Source organism: Microlunatus ginsengisoli (genome assembly GCF_039537205.1).
Lineage (GTDB): Bacteria > Actinomycetota > Actinomycetes > Propionibacteriales > Propionibacteriaceae > Microlunatus > Microlunatus ginsengisoli.
In genome coordinates this window covers 393,722-411,287 of the sequence record NZ_BAABAB010000010.1, presented here as the reverse complement: position 1 = coordinate 411,287, position 17,566 = coordinate 393,722, and the positions used below count along the sequence as shown (strand labels likewise).

The following is a 17,566-nucleotide window of genomic DNA, read 5'->3' as shown; positions in this document are numbered from 1 at the left end:
TGCACCCGGGTAGACGCGAGTCGCGTCCTTGAAACTGACTGTGGCCACGCCACACTTCCTTTCCACGGGCAGGTACGTGCCCGACGATCCTTGGTGGACAGGCTGAGGTTCTGGCGACCCCAGTCGCTGCGTCTGGACTTGCGGCTGGGCACGGAACGGCACCCGTGATCTCGGGGCCGTCAACGGGTGGACGCGAGTCGCGTTCAGGCGAAGGACTGCGGCGAGCACGGCCGCACGGAATGGTGCGACAGCTCTGGAACCACCCGGCCGGAGTCGCAAGAAGGGTTGAGGTCGACGCCGAAAGCGAGCGTGAAGATGTGATCACGCTAACACGCTCCCGTTAGCGAGGCGAGGATCGTCGGGTTCCATGCCGTACGCTGGAGGCAGCAGTTGAACCCGTCTTGCCGTCAGCTGCCGGTGATGTCGAGCTTCCTGCTCCTCCCCTCCCTGAGTTCTTCCTGCGCAGCGACGACGCGCGCACGACCGATTCCACCCGGGTGAGACGTCCTCACGAGAGTGTGATCCTTGACTACCAGCATGACCTTTGCCGACCTCGGCGTGCCCGCGTCCCTGACCCGGGTGCTGGCCGAACGCGGCATCACCCAACCCACGCCGATCCAGTCGGCGACGCTCGCCGACTCGATCGCCGGCCGCGACGTCCTCGGCCGGGGCCGGACCGGCTCGGGCAAGACGTACGCCTTCTTGCTCCCGCTGGTCACCCGGCTCGGCCGCACGCGGACGACCCGCCGTGCCACCCGACCGCGCGCGATCGTGCTCGTGCCGACGCGCGAGCTCGCGGTCCAGATCGACGCCGTGCTCAAGCCGCTCACCGCGACCTGCGGGCTGCGCAGCCAGACCGTCTTCGGCGGCGTCGGCCAGCAGCCCCAGGTGCAGGCGCTGCGCTCCGGCGTCGACGTCCTGGTCGCCTGTCCGGGCCGGCTGGAGGACCTGATCGACCAGGGTCACTGCCGGCTGGACGCCGTCGAGGTCAGCGTTCTGGACGAGGCCGACCACATGGCCGACCTCGGCTTCCTGCCCGCCGTCACCCGGCTCCTGGCCAAGACGCCGCGCAACGGCCAGCGGCTCTTCTTCTCCGCCACGCTCGACAACGGGATCGACGCGCTGGTGCGACGGTTCCTGGACTCCCCCGCCGTGCATCACGCCGATTCGCCGCGCGCCACCCAGGGCGCCATGGCCCATCACATCCTGCACGTGGGAGCGGCCGTCCGGCTGGACGTCCTGGCGGACCTCGCCGCGGCTCCCGGCCGGACCGTGATCTTCACCCGCACCAAGCACCGGGCCAAGGGACTGACCCGCCAGCTCAAGGCCCGCGGCGTGGCGGCCGCCGAGCTACACGGCGACCTGGGCCAGAACGCGCGGATTCGCAACATGGACGCATTCCACAGCGGCGTCGTGACGTCGCTGGTGGCCACCGACATCGCCGCCCGCGGCATCCATGTCGACGACGTCGAGCTGGTCGTCCACGCGGACCCGCCGGTCGAGCACAAGGCGTACGTCCACCGGTCCGGCCGGACCGCGCGCGCCGGCAAGCAGGGCACCGTGGTCACGCTGATGACCGACGACCAGGTGTCCGACGTACGCTCGCTGGTCCGGGCGGCGGGGATCCGGCCCACGACGACCGTGGTCGACACCGTCGCCCACCCGATCCTGCGCGAGCTCGCGGTCGGCGAGCGGCGCTACGACGCGCCGGTCGCGGTAGCCACCGACCGACCGGCCCGGGGCCAGCGCGACCCGCGCGCCGGCCGGAGCTCGGCCGGCCGGAGCTCGGCCGCCAGGCCGCGGCAAGATCAACAACGGCGCGGCCGGTCCGCCGCACCGACCGCCGCATCGAGCGGCCCGGCGACCGGAGCCGATCGTCGCGATCACAGCGCCACCCGGTTCAGCCGCCGGGCCCGGACGCGCTGAGTCCGCCCCGCCCGGGCACGCGCACAAAAAGAAGAGGAGCGCCGGTCGAAACCGGCGCTCCTCCTCGTGGTCGCAACCTCAGATGGCGCGGACCTTGTCGGCCTGCGGACCCTTCGGGCCGGCGACGGTGTCGAACTCGACCCGCTGGCCCTCGTCGAGCGTACGGAAACCGGTCGACTCGATCGCGCTGTAATGCACGAACACGTCGGCGCCGCCGCCGTCGACCGCGATGAAGCCGTAGCCCTTCTCGCCGTTGAACCACTTCACAGTTCCCTGTGCCATGACCTACCTCACATCTCGGGGGATCGCCACCTGCGATCGCCCTGCTGTCGGACGGCAGGCACTGGCCGGACGCCCACGCAATGATCCCAGGGGCGTAGCACTGACCACGACTCAAGACTTGCAACAGCGCGACAAGTCTTCCACACCGAGCAGCCAGACCGCGAATGCGACCAGCCCGGGTAGGCTGGCTTCATCTACAGGGCATCCGCCAGCGGAACCTGATTGCGGCTGGGAAGCCGGCAACCGTCTCTCGGGACACGACAGAACGGAACCCTGTGCCTGCATCGGCAACGTCTGCCCGGCGGGCGGCACCCCCGCTCACCCACAGCTACACCGCGCTCGCCCAGCAGATCCGTGATCGCGGCCTGCTCGGCCGGACCCGGATGTTTTACCTGCTGCTGTTCGCCGGCCTCGTGCTCGCCGTCGGTGGCGCCGTGACGGGACTGATCTTGCTCGGCGACTCGTGGCTGCAGCTGCTGATCGCCGCCGCGTTCGGGGTCATCTTCACCCAGCTCGCTTTCGTCGGCCACGAGGCCTCGCATCGGCAGGTGCTGTCGTCGGGCAAGGCGAACGACCGGGTCGGCTGGCTGCTGGCGATCGTCTTCGTCGGCATCAGCTACTCGTGGTGGATGAACAAGCACAGCCGGCACCACGGCAACCCGAACAAGATCGGCAAGGACCCCGACATCGAGGCCGACACGATCTCGTTCACCGAAGCCGACGCGGTGACCCGGCGCGGCCCGCTCCGCTGGATCACCCGGCATCAGGGAGTGCTGTTCTTCCCGCTGCTGCTCGCCGAGGGCCTGAACTTGCACGTGAAGTCGATCGGCTATTTGTGGACCCAGCGCCGCACCACGGGCCGGCCGGTCGAGCTGCTGGTCCTCGTCACGCGCTTCACGCTCTATCTGGGCGTCGTGTTCTGGCTGCTCCCGCTCGGCATGGCGTTCGCCTTCGTAGGGCTGCAGCTGGCCGTGTTCGGACTGTACATGGGCGCCACGTTCGCACCGAACCACATCGGCATGCCGATCGTGCCCCGCGAGGAGAGGCTCGACTTCTTCAGCAAGCAGGTGCTGACCTCGCGCAACGTCAGCGGTGGCTGGTGGGCGACCGTGCTGATGGGCGGTCTGAACTACCAGATCGAGCACCATCTGTTCCCCAGCATGCCGCGACCCCATCTGGCCGCCGCGCGTCGCTACGTCCGAGAGCACTGCCGCAGTCTCGGCGTCAACTACGCGGAGACGAACCTGCTCTCGGCCTGGGCGATCGTCATCCGCTACCTCAACCAGGTCGGTCTGGCGACCCGGGACTCGTTCCGCTGTCCGATCGCGGCGCAGCTGCGCTGAACCGATGCCGGGCCGCTAGGGCGTAGCGTGACTCGGATGGACGACGCGACCGATCGTGAGCTCGATCTGGTGCTGGTCGGTGCGACCGGTTTCGTCGGTCGGCTGACGGCCGCCGAGCTGGCCGAGCACGCCCCGGCCGGGCTGCGGATCGGGCTGGCCGGTCGCTCGGCCGATCGGCTGGCGGCCGTCCGAGCGGAGCTGCCGGAGCGGGCGGGTGACTGGCGCTCGATCGTCGTCGACACCCTCGACGAGGCGGCGGTGACCGCGCTGGCCGAGCGGACCCGGGTCGTGGTCAGCACGGTCGGCCCGTACCTGCGTTACGGGCTCGCGCTGGTGCTGGCCTGCGCCCGGGCCGGGACGCACTACGCCGATCTCACCGGCGAGACGCTGTTCGTGCGCCGCAGCATCGACGCGGCCCACGACCTCGCCCGCGCCGGCGGCGCCCGGATCGTGCACTCCTGCGGCTTCGACTCGATCCCCTCCGACCTCGGCGTCGGGTTGGCCGCGCGGGCGGCCGCGGAGCAGGGTGCCGGCGAGCTGGTCTCGGCGGTGCTGCACGTCCGCCGGCTGCGCGGCGGGATCAGCGGCGGCACGATCGACTCGCTGCGCCAGCAGCTGATCGAGTCCGAGCACGACCCGGCCGCCCGGCGGCTGGCCGGCGAGCGATGGGCCCTGGTGGACGAGCCGTCGAGCCGTCCGTACGGGTCGGCACGCGGCTCCCGTCGACCACGGTTGCCGCTGGATCGCGACGAGCAGACCGGGTCCTGGCAGGCGCCGTTCGTGATGGGGACGTACAACCGCCAGATCGTGCACCGGACCAACGCACTGGCCGGCTGGCCGTACGGCCGCGAGTTCGGCTACCGCGAGGTCGTCGACACCGGGCGTGGCCCGCGTGGCGCGGTGACCGCGGCCGCGCTGGCACTCGGCACCGGCGCGCTCGTCGGCGGGATGGCCTTCCGGCCGAGCCGGCTGCTGCTGGACCGGGTGCTGCCCTCCCCAGGCCAGGGGCCGGACGAGCGGCGGCGCGCCGCCGGCGCGTTCGCCGTCGAGGTGCACGCCCGCACGACCGGTGGTACGTCCGTGCGGGCCACCGTCGCCGCCGACAAGGACCCCGGCTACGACGGCACCGCGGTGATGCTGGCCGCGTCGGGGCTCAGTCTCGCCGTCGACACCGACCTCGGACAGGCCGGCGTGGTCACCCCGATGATCGCCCTCGGCGCCACCCTCCCCGGGCGGCTCCGCGACCGGGGGTTCACCGTCATCGCCGGCCCGTTCGACCCCCGCTGAGCGGGATCAGGGCCAGCGCGCGCCGAGGGAGACCAGACCGAGGGCGGCCAGCAGCGCGAAGGCGAGCCCGAAGCCGGCGTAGCGGGAGGTGACCTCCTGGTCGACCTTCTCCTTGCCGACCGAGCTGCCGATGTCCTTGTAGACCTCGCGGAGCTCGCCGGCCGAGCCGGCCGTGTAGGCCTGGCCGCCGGAGATCCGCGACACCCGGGCCAGCTCCGCCTTGTCCACCGGCACCGGCTCCTCGCGGCCCTGGACGTTGATGGTGCCGCCCTCGGTGCCGTACGCGATGGTGTAGATCGGCACGTTCTGCGCCGCAGCCGCCCGAGCGGCCTCGTCGGAGGGCCGGCCGACCTGGGTCTTGCCGTCGCTGAGCAGCACGATCCGGCCCGGCACGTCGGCGTTCGGGTCGCTCGGATCCGGCGGCACCTGGTTCAGTGCGGCCAGCGAGGTGTAGATGCCCTCACCGATCGCGGTCGACGGCTGCGGGCTCAGCTGCTGGATCGCCGCCGTCACCGCCCCGCGGTCGAGCGTCGGTGGGACCAGCGTGGTGGCACTGCCGGCGAACGACACCAGCGCGACATTGAACTTCGGCGGCAGCGAGTTGACGAACTGCTCCGCCGCCGACTTCGCCGCGTCGAGCCGGTTGGGCGCGACGTCCTCGGCCATCATCGACAGCGAGACGTCGATGGTGACCACGATCGTGGCCCGCTCGCGGGGGACGTACACCTCGCCCTTGGGCTTGGCGAACGCGATCGTCAGCGTGATCAGCGACAGGATCGACAGCCCGACCGCCAGATGCCGCAGCCAGGTCCGGTCCCGCGGGATGACCAGGTCGAACATCGTCTGGCCGACCTGGCGGCGGCGCTGGCTGCGACGGCGGACCAGCAGCAGATAGAGCCCGACCAGCACCGGCACCAGCAGCAGGAACCACAGCCGGACGGGCTCCAGGAAGGACAGCATCGGAACTACCACTAGGGCCACCTCGCACCGAGAGAGATCGCACCGAGGGCGGCGAGGACGGCGAAGGCAAGGCCGTAACCGGCGAAGCGGGAGGTCACCTCGCGCTCGGCCTTCTCGTAGCCGACCTCGGAGCCGATGTTCTTGTAGACCTTGCTCAGCTCGGTCAGCGACGCCGCGTCGAAGGTCTGACCGCCGCTGAGCTTGGCGATCTCCGCCATCAGCGCATGGTCGACCGGGACCAGCTGCCGCTTGCCGTCGAGATCGACGAACCCGTTCTCCGACCCGTACGCGATCGTGTAGATCGGCACCTTCTCCTTGCCCGCCTCCGCGGCGGCCTGCTGCGGCGACCGTCCGGCGGTGTTCGTCCCGTCGCTGAGCAGCACGATCGCGCCGGGCGCCGGGTCGTTCGGGTGCGCGGGATCCTTCGGCGCCTGCTGCAGCGCCCGCAGCGCGGTCGAGATGCCCTCACCGATCGCGGTGGAGTCCTGCAGCTTGATCGAGTTGATCGCGGTCTCCACCGTGTTGTGCTGCAGTGTCGGCGGCACCAGGATCGACACGTTGCCGGCCATCGAGACCACCGACACGTTGTATTTCTCCGGCAGCTCGCGAACGAACTGGATCGCCGCCTGCTTGGCCGCGTCCAACCGGTTCGGCGCGACGTCGACCGCCGCCATCGACTGCGAGGCGTCGATCACCACGACCACCGTCGCCCGCTCGCGCGGCACGTCCACGGTGGTCTTCGGCCGGGCGAACGCCGCGGTCAGAGTGATCAGGCTCAACAGCGACAGCACGACCGCGAGGTGGCGGCGCCACTGCGACTGCTTGGGCACCACGACGTCGAGCATCGAGGTGTTGGTGAACCGCATCCCACGCCGGTTCTTGCGCAGCGTGGCGAAGATGTAGGCCGCGATCAGCAGCGGGATCGCGATCAACAGCAGCAGTCGCCCCGGATCCATGAACGCGAGCTGCGGGATCACTTCTCTACTCCCTGGGGTGGCTGGTGCAGCAGTGCCGCCACCCGTCGGTAGGCCAGCACGAAGCGGGCGATGTCCTGCACCCAGTCGCGGTCCGTGCGCAGTTGGATGTGCCCGACACCAGCACGACGAAGGGCGATCCGGATTCGTTCCCGCTGGGCGGCGCTGGCCGCGTCCATCCGGGCCCGGGCGTTGGCATCCGCGGTGTTCACGTACCGCTCGAAGTCGGTCTCCGGATCGCGGATCAGCATGTCGCCGACGTCGGGAAACTCGACCTCCCGCTTGTCCACCACCTCGATCGCGAGCACCTGGTTGCGGACGCCGAGCCGGCGCATCGGCCGCTCCCACTCCGGCTCCACGTTCGGGTCCAGCTCGTGGTCACCGGGGGTCAGGAAGTCCGACACGACGACCTTCAGGCCGCGCCGGCGCTGGTGCCGGGACAGCTGCTCGACCGAAGCCGCGAGACTCATCGAGCCGGTCGCGTGATCGGGCACGAACGGCTCGGTCAGCATGGTCCGGAGCAGACCGTACAACGCCGACCGGCCGGACCGGGCCGGCAGCCGGCGCAACCGGTCGGGTCGCATCACGTAGCCGCCGAACCGGTCGCCCATCTTCTGGCTGAGGAACCCGATGGTCGCCACCGCGGCAATGCCGAGATCGCGCTTGGTGACGCCCTCGGTGCCCCAGTTCATCGACGGGGTGACGTCGAGCAGCGCCCACACCTCGAGCTCGCGGTCGGCGATGGTGTCCCGGACGTACGGCACGGTAGTCCGGGCGGTCACCGCCCAGTCGATCCGGCGTACGTCGTCCTCGCCCGGCTGGTAGACCCGGGCGTCGTTGGCGTCGCTGCCGGGTCCGGGCAGCAGGCCGAGATGATCGCCGTGCAGATAACCCTCGAGCCGCCGCACGATGGCCAGCTCGAGCCGGCGCAGCGCCGCCTCGGGCGCCAGCTTGTTCAGCGGGATCGTGGGCCGGGTCGGCTCGCCGACCACCGAGGCGGTGGCCCCGTACGCAGACATGGCCGGTGGTCCGGACGGCGCCGGGTAGGCCGGCGGACCGCTGGGTGCCGGGAAGTTCGGAGCGCCGGAGGAGGCGGACGTCACTCAGCGCACCTCAGCTGTAGTTGGACTGGCCGAACTGGTTGTTCGGACCAGATCCGTACGGGTTGCCACTCGGCGGCGGGAAGCCGCCGGGAGCGGGCTGGTCGTAGCGCCGGGTGTTGTTGGCCGACTGCTGGTGATTCGGCTGGGCCTGACCGTGTTGGGCCTGACCGTGTTGGGGCTGGGCCGGGGCGTTCCAGACCGGAGTCGGCGGCGGCACCATGGCCACGATCCGTTCCACCACCTGGGCCGGGTTGATGTTGTCGGCCACCGCGTCGAAGCCGAGCACGAGCCGGTGCGCCATCACGTCCTTGGCCACCGCCTGGACGTCGGTCGGCAAGACGTAGTCGCGGCCGTGGATCAGGGCCAGCGCGCGGGCCGCCGCCACCAGGCCGAGCGTCGCGCGCGGGCTGCAGCCGATCTGGATCACCGACGCGAGGTCGGGCATGTTGAACTCGGCCGGCGCCCGGGTCGCCAGCACCAGCCGGACGATGTATTCGGCCACCAGATTGTGCACGAACACGTCCGAGGCCTGCTTCTGCAGGTCGATGATCTGCTCCGGGTTCAGCACCGGCTGCGAGGTCGGCGGGTCGACGCTCATCCGGCGGAGGATCTCGAACTCCTCGTTGCCGCGGGGGTAGCCGACGTCGACCTTGAGCAGGAAGCGGTCGCGCTGGGCCTCGGGCAGCGGGTAGACGCCCTCAGACTCGATCGGATTCTGGGTGGCGATGACGATGAACGGCTCCGGCACCGGATGGGTGTGGCCACCGATGGAGACCTGCTTCTCCGCCATCAGCTCCAGCATCGCCGACTGCACCTTGGCCGGGGCTCGGTTGATCTCGTCGGCCAGCACGAAGTTCACGAAGACCGGGCCGAGCTCGACGTCGAAGGTCTCCTCGCTCGCCTTGTAGATCCGGGTGCCGACGATGTCGGACGGCACCAGGTCCGGGGTGAACTGGATCCGGGCGAAGTTGCCGCCGACGACGGTCGCGAAGCTGCGCACCGCGAGGGTCTTGGCCACGCCGGGGACACCTTCCAGCAGGCAGTGGCCCTTGGCGAGCAGGGCGACCATCAGCTGTTCGACCATGTGCTCCTGGCCGACGATGACCCGCTGGACCTGGGCGATCGCCTCGCCGAGCAGCTTCGCGGTCTGCTGGTTGGCGGTCGGCTGTCCACCCGACGACGGGTTGCTCCCACGCGGCTGCTGCTGCACCGCGGCAGGCCCGGGCTGGCCGTACGACGGACTGCTCAAGGTGAAATCTCCTGGGACGGCTCTCTGGGCTGGTCAGCCGGTCGACTCGACGACTCGCGCGGACCCCTTGACGATACCCGTCCGCTCAGGCCGATCACGATGCAGCGCTGAACCGCGGCGTGGGCTCGACCCCCGGGTAAGCTTCCTGAGCCGCCGGGTCCCGACGAGATGATGAGATAGCACCGATGACGACGCCTCCGTACGAAGGGCCTCAGCAGCCGCCGTACGAAAATCACTCGTACGTCCCGGTCAGTCCGCTGCTGTCGGACGACCCGCCGCGGATCGGCGACTTCTGGCTCGACGCCCGGCTTACCGCACGCGAGTCCGGGGTCGCCTACACCGCCCACGACGGCGACGGCACTCCGGCGATGGTCGTGCTGCTCTCCGACGGCGCCGCCGGCGACGCGGCGGCCCGCGACCGATTGGCCGGCGTGGTCAACGCGATGCACATCGACACGGTGCTGGCTCGCGGCGGGCACGGCCAGGACTACGGCCGGCTCGGCCGGAAGTTCAGCTCCACCGACGACGACCCGGTGGCGCCGGACGAGCGTCTGGTCGCGCCGTGGGTGGCGCTGGCCTTCGACGGCTCGCCGGCCGCCGCGGCCGAGGCCGGACGGATCCTGGACGAGGTGCAGCTGGCCAGTCTGGCGCCACAGGGCACGCCCGCCGGGCCGGACTACCACCACTACTGGATCGACAAGGTCAAGCCCGGTCTCGCCCGGCTCTGGCCGCTGCCCTGGCCCGGCCGGTTCACCAGGGCCGGCTGGCGCACCATCCTCGTGTCGTGGCTGCTGATGCTCCTGCTGGCCGCGCTGGCGGTGTTGATCGCCATCCTCATCTTCCGCAACATGCCGCCCGAGACGCCGCCGACCCCGACCGGCGGCTCCGGCAGCCCGCCGCCCGCGTCCTCCTCGCCGCAGTCCGGTGCACCGAGCGGATCGCAGTCCGGCTCGCCCAGCGGATCGCAGTCGGGCTCGCCGTCGGCCTCGCAGTCCGGCGGACCGTCCGGCTCCCCCAGCAGCGGCTCGCCGTCGCCGAGCGGCACCCAGAGCGGCAGCGGCCAACCCACCCCGACGGACTCCGGCGCGCCGGCCAACAGTCCGTCGCCCGACTCGCGGCTGTGAGCGCCGGGCAGCAGCGGCGGCCGCGGCTGATCGTCAGCGACCTGGATGGGACCTTCCTCTCCCCCGACGGCACGGTCAGCGATCTCAACGCCGCCGCGGTCAAGTCCGCCCAGGCCGCCGGCATCCCGGTCGTCTTCGCCACCGGACGCCCGGTCCGCTGGTTGGACGTGATCGCCGACCTGCCGGGCGCGCACCCGATCGTCATCGCCAGCAACGGGGCGGTTCTGTGGGACCAGGCCAACGGGGAGACGCTGCAACGCACCTGCCTCGACACCGACGAGCTGCGCCGGGCGATCGAGGTCACCCGGACGACGGTGCCGGAGGCAGCGCTGGCGCTGGAGTCGGGGATGGACTTCGGCCACGACGAGCGCTACGTCTTGTTGGCCGCGGTGCGCTCGGCCGATGCCGCCGCCCTGCACGGTGTCGGCGTCGCCGACATCGACGAGCTCGCCACCCGCGGCGATCACGTCAAGCTGTTGGTGCAACACCCGAGGATGGGCTCGGAGCGGCTGCTGGAGCTGATCGGCCCACTGCTCGGCGACGCGCTCCAACCCACCCACTCCGGCTTCACCCGGCCCGAGCTCGGCGAGGCCGGCCTGCTGGAGATCAGCGCCGGCGGCGTGACCAAGGCGAGCATGCTCGCGTACTGCTGCACCCAGCTCGGGATCGACGCGGCCGACGTTGCCGGGTTCGGCGACATGCCGAATGATGTCGACATGCTGTCCTGGGTGGGGATGCCGCACATCGTGGCCAACGCCCACCCGTCGCTGCGCGGGCGATATCCGAGCGTGCCGAGCAACGCCGACTCCGGGGTCGGGCGGACGATCCTCGGCTGGCTGCGATGACGGCCGCCACCGGCGACCGTACCGAGGCCGCCCGCACCCCGGACGCGATCGGTGTCGGTGGCGTCCTGCGCCGGCTGCTGGGCGCGCTGGGCGTCGGCGCGTTGCCCGTCCTCGCCGCTCTGTACGTCGGCGCCACCACCTTCCCCGGCGGCACCCTGCTGCCCTGGCACCCGGTGATGGTCGACCTCGGCGTCTACCGGCTGGCCGGCGCCACGCTGGCCACCGGCGGCGACATCTATCACCTGCCCGGCTCGCTGCCGTTCCTCTATCCGCCGTTCGCGGCCGTGCTCGCCGTCCCGCTGGCCGCGCTGCCGCAGGCCGTGGTGGAAATCGGCTGGACGATCGCCGGCGCCCTGGCGATCATCGCCGTGCTGCACCGCTGCGGGCTACACGGCTGGCTGCTGAGCCTGGTGTCCGCCGCCACGGTATTCCTGGTCACGCCGGTGACCCAGACGCTCGCGTTCGGCCAGGTCGGCATCTTCTTGGTGGCGCTGGTGTTCCTCGACCTCGCGCCCGGGCCGCGCCTGCTCGGCGGGCGGTCACGTGCTGGGCGGCGCTGGCTGCCGGAGGGCGTCCTCACCGGCATCGCGGCCGCCGTCAAGCTCACCCCCGGCCTGTTCCTGATCTATCTGCTGGCGGTCCGCAAGTGGCGGGCGGCGATCGCGTGCACGGTCAGCGGCGCCGCGGTCACGCTGCTCAGTTTCGCCGTCGCGCCGGCGGTGTCGCTGGACTTCTGGGGACGGCTCGCGCACGGCGACACCGGCCTGGGGCACAGCCTGATCTACTACACCAACCAGACCGTGTACGCCGACGTCGTCCGGGTCTTCGGGCTCGGCCGGGGTGCGGCGCTGGCCGGGCTGGCGCTGTCAGCGCTGGTCGCGGCACTCGGGGTCTGGGCGGCGGTCCGCTGGCACCGGCTCGGCGACGTCCGGTTCGCCGTCAGCCTGTGCGGCATCGCCGGGCTGCTCGCCTCCCCGGTTTCGTGGCTGCACCACTTCGTCTGGATCGTTCCGCTGGCGGTCTGCCTGCTGGACCGCGCACCGGCCGTGGCCCGACCCGGCGGCCGGCTGGAACGCGCCGAGCCACGGCTGCCGATCTGGATCCGGGTGCTGGGCCTGCTGTTCGTCGGCTGGGTCGTGGTCGCGCCGTTCCAGCGGCTGCCGGGCGGTGCCGACGTCGAGCTGACCTGGACGTGGTCCCAGCACCTGCTGGCCTCGGTCACCGCCCTGCTCGGAGTGGCGTTCCTGATCGCCACCATCGTCGCCGCTCGGCGGCGGCCCGCAACCGTTGGTAACGCTGCGGTCTCGATTTGAAACGGTTGCCGGATAAAGCTTTCGGTGACACGCCGACCTGCTGGGATCTTGGGGCGACCGCGCAACAGCTGCGCGGGGCTGTTGTCCCTCCGAAAGGATCCCCTCCATGGTCCCTGGTATCCCCCGCGCCGGACTCCGACGACGAGTGTTCGTCGGCACGGCCCTCTTGCTCAGCCTCGGCCTGGCCGGCGCCGGGCTGGCGGCGCCGGCCGCCTCCGCGGCCGACGCCACGTCGGCGGTCGAGAAGCACCGCGTCGACTCGGTCAAGACACCCAAGCTGGACTGGTTCGAGTGCGCCGGAACCGGCATCGAGTGCGCCACCGCCAAGGTGCCGCTCGACTACGACCAGCCGAAGGGCGCGACCGTCGAGCTGGCTCTGATCCGGGTCAAGGCCCGCGATCAGAAGCACAAGATCGGCAGCCTGTTCGTCAACCCCGGCGGGCCCGGCGGATCGGCCGCCGACTTCGCCCTGTTCGCCGACTATTGGGCCTCCGACGCGATGCGGGACCGGTTCGACATCGTCGGAATGGATCCGCGCGGCATCGGCTACAGCGACAACGTCCAGTGCTTCCGCAGCTTCCGGGATCAGCAGCTGGCGTTCGCCAAGTTCCCGGGGGTCGCGTTCCCGGTCACCACGGCCGAGAACAAGGCCTGGCCGGCCTACTTCAAGGCGCTCGGCAAGGCCTGCTCCAGCTCGGGCAAGCCGCTGTCCGCGGCCATGTCGACGGCGCAGGTCGCCCGGGACATGGACGTGATGCGACGGGCGGTCGGCGACAAGAAGCTGAGCTATCTGGGCTTCTCCTACGGCAGCTATCTCGGCGAGGTGTACGCCAACATGTTCCCGGACCGCTTCCGGGCCCTGGCGATCGACGGCGTGATCGACCCGCAGGGCTGGGTCGGCACCAAGGCAACCGCGAACCTCTATACCTACGAGCGGGTCAGGTCCGCGGAGGGCAGCTATCGCTCGCTGATCGAGCTATTGAAGCGGTGCGACCGGGCCGGCGGCCAGTTGTGCTCGTTCGCGCCCGGCGACCCGGTGAAGAACTTCGACCTGATCGCGCAGCGGCTGAAGAAGAAGCCGCTGACCGAGACCGATCCCGACACCGGCGAGGTGTTCACCTTCAGCTACGCGGACATGATCGCGAACACGCTCGGCCTGCTGTACTACACCGACGGGCCGGCGGCCATCGCGGACATGCTGTCGCAGTTGATCATCCTCACCGAACCGCCGTCGAACGCCAAGGTGCGGGCGGCGTCGCGGACCAACGCGGTCAAGGCGCTGCGCGCCAGCATCTCCCGGCTGGACGGGAAGAAGGGGCCGATCCGAGCCGGCTTCCCGTACTACAACGGGGACGATTCCTTCTACGCCGTGCAGTGCACCGACGGGGCGTACGCCCCGAAGAGCGCGGACGACTGGCCCGCGTACGGGAATGCCGCCGACAAGCGGGTGAAGTACTTCGGCCGCGCGCTGGCGGCGCAGGGGCTGACCTGCGCGACCAACACCTGGACCGCGACCGACGAGGACGCCTATCGCGGGCCATTCGACAGGGCGACGGCCAAGCCGGTGCTGGTGGTCGGCTCGCTCTGGGATCCGATCACGAACTACGACAGCGCGGTGAAGGTCGCCAAGCTGATGCCGAACAGCCGGCTGCTGACCAGCGACAACTGGGGGCACACCGCCCAGGGCACCTCGGCCTGTGTCGACAACGCACTCGACGCCTACCTGGTGGCCGGCAAGCTTCCGGCGGTCGGCAAGAAGTGCATCGGTGACGATCAGCCCTTCACCGAGGGCTCCGACCTCGGTGAGGATGCTGCCAGCCAGCCTGCGCTGGTCAAGGCTGCGCGGGCGGCGAAGGGGCAACCGAGCCCGTTCGGGCGCGGGTAGTCACTCGGGCAAAACGGCGGTCCGGTCCCGGGGTCGGGGCCGGACCGCCGCGCCGTTCAGGGCAGGGGAAGGACGATGACCTCGTACGGCGGCTGGGCCACGGTCTCGTCGAACTTGCTGTCCACCGCCAGCAGCCGGCCCCGGGCGATCTTGGCCGTGGTCAGCACCCGATCCGGCGGAGTGGCGACGTCGGCGACCTGGGTGCCGACCCGCCAGTGCCGCGAGAGATCGAGGGTGACCAGCCGGCGCGGGAAGTTGCGGACCACGCTGAGCCGGTGCCCGCGCAGGACGAGTCCGTCGCCGCTGGTCAGGTCCGCGCTGCCGGTGTCGACCCGGCTCGCCTGGCGCGACCGCAGGTCGAAACGCCACAGGATGCCGGTGTTGCTCTGCACGACCAGCAGTGCCCGCCGGTCCGCAGTCGCCACGATGCCGTTGAAGTTGAAGCCGGCGCCCTGCGCGACGGTGCCGCTCGCGTCGGACCAGACCCCGACCTGCCAGCCGGTGCGGCCGCGGGCGAGCCGGAAGATCCGCGGCGTGTTGGTGTCGGTGAAGTATGCGGCGCCGTCCGGCCCGATCGCGACATCGTTGAGGAACACGTTCGGCCGGCCGGTGCTGAGCGCGGTGAGCAGCCGACCACCACGGTCGTAGACCCATAGGTCGGGCGCACCCGGGTGGTCGATGCCGTTCGGCCCGCCGGCGACGTAGACCCGACCGGCCCTGTCGACGGTGACGCCGCGGGCGGTGTAGCGGCCGTCGGTGCCGTCGCCGGCGAGCCACTCGGTGGTCGCCGCTCGGCCGACGTTGCCGCGGTGGATCTCGCCGCCGGTGGTCTCGGAGACGTAGAAGTCCGCCGAGCGCCGGTCGTAGCCGATGCCCTCGAACTTGCTGCCCCCCGGATCGCCGCTGAGGACGTACGCGGTGGGCTGGTGGGGGCGAGGGTGCGCCTCGGCGGTCGGGGCCGACAGCGCGGGGGCGAGCAGGACGGCGGAGGCAACCAGCGCGCCGAACGCCGTCGTTCTGGGGGATCTGGTCATGCCTGGTCAGACGAGGCCGGCGACCGCGCGGTTCAGCCGCCCTCGGCCGGGGTCACCGCGGACTGCCAGTGCTCGATGAACCGTTCGAGCGACTCGGTTGCGGCCGAGACGTCACCGGTGAGGATGACGTCCACCAGAAGCCCGCGGGTGACCGCAACGCCGAGCCGGATCTCGGCCGGATCGAACGGCAGCCCGAACCGCTCCGTGATCGGCGCCGACTCCTCGATCCACGGCGCGGTCAGGTCGGCCGCGCCGCGGTGCGCGACGGTCTCGAAGAACAGCCGGACGAACGGCAGCACCTCGGGCGCGCTCACCCGCCGCCACAGCCGGCGGATCAGCTCGGCCGGCGTCTCGGACTCCACGGCCAGCTCGGCCAGCACCCGGCGCTGGTCGGACTCCACGAACTCGACCACCGCGGCGACCAGACCGTCGCGCGAGCCGAAGTGATAGAGCAACATCCGGTGCGAGCTGTGCACGGCGGCTGCCAGCTCACGCAGGCTGCGGTCGCCGAGGCCGTGGGCGGCGACATCGGCCACGACTCGCCGGAGCAGCTCGTCACGAGGGGAAGTCATCGGCCCGGACTCTAGCAGGCCACATGTACCAAATGGTACAGTTCCGGTCATGGCGATCTCGCACGAGCTGATCATCGACGCGCCCGTCGAGCGGGTCTGGAACCTGACCATGGACGTCGAGGCGTGGCCCGACACGACTCCGACGATGACCGCGGTCGAGCGGCTCGACGACGGACCGCTCCAGCCCGGCAGCCGGGCCAGGATCAAACAGCCGGGTCAGCCCGCGCGGGTCTGGACGGTGACCGCGCTCGAGCCCGAATCACTGTTCGTCTGGGAGACCCGCGCTGCCGGGCTGCGGATGACCGCCTCGCACCGGCTCGCCGCCGCCGGCGACGGGCGCTGCCGGAACACCCTGGAGATCGAGCTCGCCGGGCCACTGGCCGGAGTCGTCGGCAGGTTGCTCGGCCGACGGCTGCTGAAGACCATCGCCACCGAGAACGAGGGCTTCCGCCGGGCCGCGGAGACGGTCCACAGCTGAGGTTTTCGCTTAGGGACCTCGGCACGACCCGAAAATCCGCCCCTCGTTACGACTCCGGGCGACAGCCAGAGCGCGGCGACGGCAGGTTCCGGCCGACGAGGGGCGGATTTTCGGGGGTCCGCTCTCTTGCCGGCCCGCACCCGGGCTGGGGATTGCGTGGGGCGGGCGGGGCTCGAACCCGCGACCCAGGGATTATGAGTCCCCTGCTCTGACCGGCTGAGCTACCGCCCCGACAGGACCCGGGAGGCCGGGCGGGTCCCGATCATAGTGGTTCAGTTCCCGGCGGGCCCATCACTCGCCGGCCGGTCCCGCTCCAGCCGGGCGGCGAGCGCGCTCAGCCACTCCGCCACGCCGGCCGGGCCGTCCAGGACCAGGTCGGAGATCTCGGTCAGCGCGTCCTCCTCGTGCGAGGCGGAGCAGATCAGCAACCCGTCCACGCCCTCGGTCCGGAGCTGCTCGACGGCCCGGAAGGCGGGCAGGTCGCCGAGGTCGTCGCCGGCGAAGACCACCTGACGCGCGCCGACCTCGACCACGATCCGGCGCAGCGCGTCGCCCTTGTCGATGCCGGGCGCGCGGATCTCCAGCACGCTCTTGCCCGGCTCGACGTGCAGTCCGTGGCGCTCGGCCAGATCGCGGATCGGGCCTTCCAGCCGGCGGAGCGCCGCCGGGTCCCGCAGCTCCCTGGTGTGCACGCCGATCGCGCGGCCCTTGTTCTCGATCCGGACCCGGTCCAGGCCGAGGTCGGCCAGCAGCCCCGGCAACTCCTCGCGCACGGTGGTGATCGCCTCGGGTTCGGGCGGGAGGACGTACTCCCCCGTGGCCGCGTCCCAGCGTTCGACGCCGTACTGGCCCAGCACCACCAGCCGGTCCAGTCCCTGTACTCGATCGAAGCCGCCGAGCCGGACCGCCGTCCGGGCCGGCCGGCCGGTGATCACCACCACCTGGCCGACCAGGGCCCCCAGCCGGCCGAGCGCGGCGACGGCGACCGGGTCGGCGTACGCCTGCTCCGGGTCGTCGGTGATGGGGGCCAACGTGCCGTCGAAGTCGACCGCCACGAGCGTCTCCGACGGCCGGACCAGGATCGCCTCGTACGCCTGTCCACCGACGCCGGACTGCGGCCTGGTCGGGCTCATGAGGCGAGCCTGCCAGACGGCGCTCGCCGGGTGTTGCACGGGGCGGCGACTTGGGTAC

Annotated in this window: 16 protein-coding genes and 1 tRNA gene; 8 read left to right on the top strand and 9 right to left on the bottom strand. The window is 71.2% G+C overall.

Translation table 11 applies throughout. The features are described from left to right. Positions 1 to 537 precede the first annotated feature (537 nt). The gene (locus tag ABD747_RS09085) at positions 538 to 1,926 is read left to right on the top strand and encodes a DEAD/DEAH box helicase (protein ID WP_344803574.1); all 1,389 of its coding nucleotides are present in this window, start codon (positions 538 to 540) and stop codon (positions 1,924 to 1,926) included. 78 nt (positions 1,927 to 2,004) lie between these two features. Here the strand turns inward: ABD747_RS09085 and ABD747_RS09080 are convergent, their stop codons facing one another. Further along, positions 2,005 to 2,208: a cold-shock protein gene (locus tag ABD747_RS09080; RefSeq protein WP_344803572.1), complete on the bottom strand. Its 204-nt coding sequence runs from the start codon at positions 2,206 to 2,208 to the stop codon at positions 2,005 to 2,007. Positions 2,209 to 2,483: 275 nt separating this feature from the next. On the opposite strand from ABD747_RS09080, the gene ABD747_RS09075 reads away from it, so the two are divergent. Both ABD747_RS09075 and ABD747_RS09070 read left to right on the top strand, forming a co-directional pair. Further along, a complete protein-coding gene (locus tag ABD747_RS09075; RefSeq protein WP_344803570.1) occupies positions 2,484 to 3,551 on the top strand; it encodes a fatty acid desaturase family protein in 1,068 nt (355 codons plus the stop codon). 36 nt (positions 3,552 to 3,587) lie between these two features. Next, on the top strand, positions 3,588 to 4,838 hold the full coding sequence (locus ABD747_RS09070) for a saccharopine dehydrogenase family protein (RefSeq protein WP_344803568.1): 1,251 nt from the start codon (positions 3,588 to 3,590) through the stop codon (positions 4,836 to 4,838). 6 nt (positions 4,839 to 4,844) lie between these two features. Here the strand turns inward: ABD747_RS09070 and ABD747_RS09065 are convergent, their stop codons facing one another. The 4 genes from ABD747_RS09065 to ABD747_RS09050 form a co-directional block, all read right to left on the bottom strand. After that, complete coding sequence (locus ABD747_RS09065) at positions 4,845 to 5,798, bottom strand: VWA domain-containing protein (protein WP_344803602.1); 954 nt, start codon at positions 5,796 to 5,798, stop codon at positions 4,845 to 4,847. Between the two features lie 11 nt (positions 5,799 to 5,809). After that, positions 5,810 to 6,775 carry a VWA domain-containing protein gene (locus tag ABD747_RS09060; protein ID WP_344803566.1) on the bottom strand — a complete coding sequence of 322 codons (966 nt, stop codon included), beginning with the start codon at positions 6,773 to 6,775 and terminating at the stop codon, positions 5,810 to 5,812. Beyond that, positions 6,772 to 7,791 carry a DUF58 domain-containing protein gene (locus ABD747_RS09055; protein ID WP_344803600.1) on the bottom strand — a complete coding sequence of 340 codons (1,020 nt, stop codon included), beginning with the start codon at positions 7,789 to 7,791 and terminating at the stop codon, positions 6,772 to 6,774. Before ABD747_RS09055 ends, ABD747_RS09060 begins: the two co-directional genes overlap by 4 nt. Positions 7,792 to 7,885: 94 nt before the next feature. Further along, positions 7,886 to 9,124: an AAA family ATPase gene (locus ABD747_RS09050; protein WP_425562505.1), complete on the bottom strand. Its 1,239-nt coding sequence runs from the start codon at positions 9,122 to 9,124 to the stop codon at positions 7,886 to 7,888. 185 nt (positions 9,125 to 9,309) lie between these two features. Between ABD747_RS09050 and ABD747_RS09045 the strand changes: the two genes are divergently transcribed. From ABD747_RS09045 to ABD747_RS09030, 4 genes are all read left to right on the top strand, one after another. After that, complete coding sequence (locus tag ABD747_RS09045; protein ID WP_344803564.1) at positions 9,310 to 10,248, top strand: hypothetical protein; 939 nt, start codon at positions 9,310 to 9,312, stop codon at positions 10,246 to 10,248. Further along, entirely contained in the window at positions 10,245 to 11,093 is an 849-nt protein-coding gene (locus ABD747_RS09040; protein ID WP_344803562.1) for an HAD family hydrolase, read from the top strand. The genes ABD747_RS09045 and ABD747_RS09040 overlap by 4 nt, the downstream gene beginning before the upstream one ends. Beyond that, positions 11,090 to 12,406: a glycosyltransferase 87 family protein gene (locus ABD747_RS09035; RefSeq protein WP_344803560.1), complete on the top strand. Its 1,317-nt coding sequence runs from the start codon at positions 11,090 to 11,092 to the stop codon at positions 12,404 to 12,406. The genes ABD747_RS09040 and ABD747_RS09035 overlap by 4 nt, the downstream gene beginning before the upstream one ends. 106 nt (positions 12,407 to 12,512) lie before the next feature. Continuing rightward, entirely contained in the window at positions 12,513 to 14,291 is a 1,779-nt protein-coding gene (locus ABD747_RS09030) for an alpha/beta hydrolase (protein ID WP_344803558.1), read from the top strand. A gap of 56 nt (positions 14,292 to 14,347) precedes the next feature. Here the strand turns inward: ABD747_RS09030 and ABD747_RS09025 are convergent, their stop codons facing one another. Together ABD747_RS09025 and ABD747_RS09020 are read right to left on the bottom strand one after the other, a co-directional pair. Then, positions 14,348 to 15,325: an SMP-30/gluconolactonase/LRE family protein gene (locus tag ABD747_RS09025; RefSeq protein ID WP_344803556.1), complete on the bottom strand. Its 978-nt coding sequence runs from the start codon at positions 15,323 to 15,325 to the stop codon at positions 14,348 to 14,350. A 32-nt stretch (positions 15,326 to 15,357) separates the two neighbouring features. Continuing rightward, positions 15,358 to 15,897 (bottom strand): TetR/AcrR family transcriptional regulator, encoded by a 540-nt coding sequence (locus ABD747_RS09020; protein WP_344803553.1) that lies wholly within the window; start codon positions 15,895 to 15,897, stop codon positions 15,358 to 15,360. Positions 15,898 to 15,946: 49 nt separating this feature from the next. On the opposite strand from ABD747_RS09020, the gene ABD747_RS09015 reads away from it, so the two are divergent. Next, the gene (locus ABD747_RS09015) at positions 15,947 to 16,375 is read left to right on the top strand and encodes an SRPBCC family protein (protein ID WP_344803551.1); all 429 of its coding nucleotides are present in this window, start codon (positions 15,947 to 15,949) and stop codon (positions 16,373 to 16,375) included. 157 nt (positions 16,376 to 16,532) lie between these two features. On the opposite strand, the gene ABD747_RS09010 is transcribed toward ABD747_RS09015, so the two are convergent. Together ABD747_RS09010 and otsB are read right to left on the bottom strand one after the other, a co-directional pair. Further along, positions 16,533 to 16,606, bottom strand: a tRNA-Ile gene (locus ABD747_RS09010). Between the two features lie 41 nt (positions 16,607 to 16,647). Next, positions 16,648 to 17,508: a trehalose-phosphatase gene (gene otsB / locus ABD747_RS09005; RefSeq protein ID WP_344803549.1), complete on the bottom strand. Its 861-nt coding sequence runs from the start codon at positions 17,506 to 17,508 to the stop codon at positions 16,648 to 16,650. Positions 17,509 to 17,566 lie beyond the last annotated feature (58 nt).

Excerpts from the sequence above, each read along its gene's own strand:
- ABD747_RS09085 (WP_344803574.1), top strand. The coding sequence starts at position 538 with ATGACCTTTGCCGACCTCGGCGTGCCCGCGTCCCTGACCCGGGTGCTG.
- ABD747_RS09055 (WP_344803600.1), bottom strand. The coding sequence starts at position 7,791 with ATGTCTGCGTACGGGGCCACCGCCTCGGTGGTCGGCGAGCCGACCCGG.
- ABD747_RS09030 (WP_344803558.1), top strand. The coding sequence starts at position 12,513 with ATGGTCCCTGGTATCCCCCGCGCCGGACTCCGACGACGAGTGTTCGTC.
- ABD747_RS09025 (WP_344803556.1), bottom strand. The coding sequence starts at position 15,325 with ATGACCAGATCCCCCAGAACGACGGCGTTCGGCGCGCTGGTTGCCTCC.
- ABD747_RS09015 (WP_344803551.1), top strand. The coding sequence starts at position 15,947 with ATGGCGATCTCGCACGAGCTGATCATCGACGCGCCCGTCGAGCGGGTC.
- ABD747_RS09020 (WP_344803553.1), bottom strand. The coding sequence starts at position 15,897 with ATGACTTCCCCTCGTGACGAGCTGCTCCGGCGAGTCGTGGCCGATGTC.
- ABD747_RS09045 (WP_344803564.1), top strand. The coding sequence starts at position 9,310 with ATGACGACGCCTCCGTACGAAGGGCCTCAGCAGCCGCCGTACGAAAAT.
- ABD747_RS09035 (WP_344803560.1), top strand. The coding sequence starts at position 11,090 with ATGACGGCCGCCACCGGCGACCGTACCGAGGCCGCCCGCACCCCGGAC.
- ABD747_RS09065 (WP_344803602.1), bottom strand. The coding sequence starts at position 5,798 with ATGCTGTCCTTCCTGGAGCCCGTCCGGCTGTGGTTCCTGCTGCTGGTG.
- ABD747_RS09070 (WP_344803568.1), top strand. The coding sequence starts at position 3,588 with ATGGACGACGCGACCGATCGTGAGCTCGATCTGGTGCTGGTCGGTGCG.
- otsB (WP_344803549.1), bottom strand. The coding sequence starts at position 17,508 with ATGAGCCCGACCAGGCCGCAGTCCGGCGTCGGTGGACAGGCGTACGAG.
- ABD747_RS09080 (WP_344803572.1), bottom strand. The coding sequence starts at position 2,208 with ATGGCACAGGGAACTGTGAAGTGGTTCAACGGCGAGAAGGGCTACGGC.